Below are 3,067 nucleotides of genomic sequence, written 5' to 3' on the forward strand. Positions count from 1 at the left end.
ATTGATGAACGCTGTTCATCAATATAAGTTTCCGTGTTTCGTTTTGTTCAGTTTTGAGAGAACTATCTCTCATATATAAATGTATGTTCTTTGAAAACTAGATAACAGTGTAGCTCATATTTTTTTAATTTTAGTTTGGTTAAGTTAGAAAGGGCGCACGGTGGATGCCTTGACACTAGGAGTCGATGAAGGACGGGACTAACGCCGATATGCTTCGGGGAGCTGTAAGTAAGCTTTGATCCGAAGATTTCCGAATGGGGAAACCCACTATACGTAATGGTATGGTATCCTTACCTGAATACATAGGGTATGGAAGACAGACCCAGGGAACTGAAACATCTAAGTACCTGGAGGAAGAGAAAGCAAATGCGATTTCCTGAGTAGCGGCGAGCGAAACGGAACATAGCCCAAACCAAGAGGCTTGCCTCTTGGGGTTGTAGGACATTCTATACGGAGTTACAAAGGAACGAGGTAGACGAAGCGACCTGGAAAGGTCCGTCGTAGAGGGTAACAACCCCGTAGTCGAAACTTCGTTCTCTCTTGAATGTATCCTGAGTACGGCGGAACACGTGAAATTCCGTCGGAATCTGGGAGGACCATCTCCCAAGGCTAAATACTCCCTAGTGATCGATAGTGAACCAGTACCGTGAGGGAAAGGTGAAAAGCACCCCGGAAGGGGAGTGAAAGAGATCCTGAAACCGTGTGCCTACAAATAGTCAGAGCCCGTTAATGGGTGATGGCGTGCCTTTTGTAGAATGAACCGGCGAGTTACGATCCCGTGCGAGGTTAAGCTGAAGAGGCGGAGCCGCAGCGAAAGCGAGTCTGAATAGGGCGTTTAGTACGTGGTCGTAGACCCGAAACCAGGTGATCTACCCATGTCCAGGGTGAAGTTCAGGTAACACTGAATGGAGGCCCGAACCCACGCACGTTGAAAAGTGCGGGGATGAGGTGTGGGTAGCGGAGAAATTCCAATCGAACCTGGAGATAGCTGGTTCTCCCCGAAATAGCTTTAGGGCTAGCCTTAAGTGTAAGAGTCTTGGAGGTAGAGCACTGATTGAACTAGGGGTCCTCATCGGATTACCGAATTCAGTCAAACTCCGAATGCCAATGACTTATCCTTAGGAGTCAGACTGCGAGTGATAAGATCCGTAGTCAAGAGGGAAACAGCCCAGATCGCCAGCTAAGGTCCCAAAGTGTGTATTAAGTGGAAAAGGATGTGGAGTTGCTTAGACAACTAGGATGTTGGCTTAGAAGCAGCCACCATTTAAAGAGTGCGTAATAGCTCACTAGTCGAGTGACTCTGCGCCGAAAATGTACCGGGGCTAAATACACCACCGAAGCTGCGAATTGATACCAATGGTATCAGTGGTAGGGGAGCGTTCTAAGTGCAGTGAAGTCAGACCGGAAGGACTGGTGGAGCGCTTAGAAGTGAGAATGCCGGTATGAGTAGCGAAAGACGGGTGAGAATCCCGTCCACCGAATGCCTAAGGTTTCCTGAGGAAGGCTCGTCCGCTCAGGGTTAGTCAGGACCTAAGCCGAGGCCGACAGGCGTAGGCGATGGACAACAGGTTGATATTCCTGTACCACCTCTTTATCGTTTGAGCAATGGAGGGACGCAGAAGGATAGAAGAAGCGTGCGATTGGTTGTGCACGTCCAAGCAGTTAGGCTGATAAGTAGGCAAATCCGCTTATCGTGAAGGCTGAGCTGTGATGGGGAAGCTCCTTATGGAGCGAAGTCTTTGATTCCCCGCTGCCAAGAAAAGCTTCTAGCGAGATAAAAGGTGCCTGTACCGCAAACCGACACAGGTAGGCGAGGAGAGAATCCTAAGGTGTGCGAGAGAACTCTGGTTAAGGAACTCGGCAAAATGACCCCGTAACTTCGGGAGAAGGGGTGCTTTCTTAACGGAAAGCCGCAGTGAATAGGCCCAAGCGACTGTTTAGCAAAAACACAGCTCTCTGCGAAGCCGTAAGGCGAAGTATAGGGGGTGACACCTGCCCGGTGCTGGAAGGTTAAGGAGAGGGGTTAGCGTAAGCGAAGCTCTGAACTGAAGCCCCAGTAAACGGCGGCCGTAACTATAACGGTCCTAAGGTAGCGAAATTCCTTGTCGGGTAAGTTCCGACCCGCACGAAAGGTGTAACGATTTGGGCACTGTCTCAACCAGAGACTCGGTGAAATTATAGTACCTGTGAAGATGCAGGTTACCCGCGACAGGACGGAAAGACCCCGTGGAGCTTTACTGTAGCCTGATATTGAATTTTGGTACAGTTTGTACAGGATAGGCGGGAGCCATTGAAACCGGAGCGCTAGCTTCGGTGGAGGCGCTGGTGGGATACCGCCCTGACTGTATTGAAATTCTAACCTACGGGTCTTATCGACCCGGGAGACAGTGTCAGGTGGGCAGTTTGACTGGGGCGGTCGCCTCCTAAAGTGTAACGGAGGCGCCCAAAGGTTCCCTCAGAATGGTTGGAAATCATTCGTAGAGTGCAAAGGCATAAGGGAGCTTGACTGCGAGACCTACAAGTCGAGCAGGGACGAAAGTCGGGCTTAGTGATCCGGTGGTTCCGCATGGAAGGGCCATCGCTCAACGGATAAAAGCTACCCCGGGGATAACAGGCTTATCTCCCCCAAGAGTCCACATCGACGGGGAGGTTTGGCACCTCGATGTCGGCTCATCGCATCCTGGGGCTGTAGTCGGTCCCAAGGGTTGGGCTGTTCGCCCATTAAAGCGGTACGCGAGCTGGGTTCAGAACGTCGTGAGACAGTTCGGTCCCTATCCGTCGTGGGCGTAGGAAATTTGAGAGGAGCTGTCCTTAGTACGAGAGGACCGGGATGGACGCACCGCTGGTGTACCAGTTGTTCTGCCAAGGGCATAGCTGGGTAGCTATGTGCGGAAGGGATAAGTGCTGAAAGCATCTAAGCATGAAGCCCCCCTCAAGATGAGATTTCCCATAGCGTAAGCTAGTAAGATCCCTGAAAGATGATCAGGTTGATAGGTTCGAGGTGGAAGCATGGTGACATGTGGAGCTGACGAATACTAATAGATCGAGGACTTAACCATATAATATG

General features: G+C 50.7%; 1 rRNA gene. It reads left to right on the top strand.

Annotated elements, in window-relative coordinates:
* Positions 1 to 137: 137 nt before the first annotated feature.
* A 23S ribosomal RNA gene (locus tag H6481_RS27935) occupies positions 138 to 3,059 on the top strand.
* The last annotated feature ends 8 nt before the right edge of the window (positions 3,060 to 3,067 follow it).

The sequence above is a fragment of the Bacillus sp. ME78 genome (assembly GCF_903970865.1).
GTDB classification, from domain to species: domain Bacteria; phylum Bacillota; class Bacilli; order Bacillales; family Bacillaceae_G; genus Bacillus_A; species Bacillus_A cereus.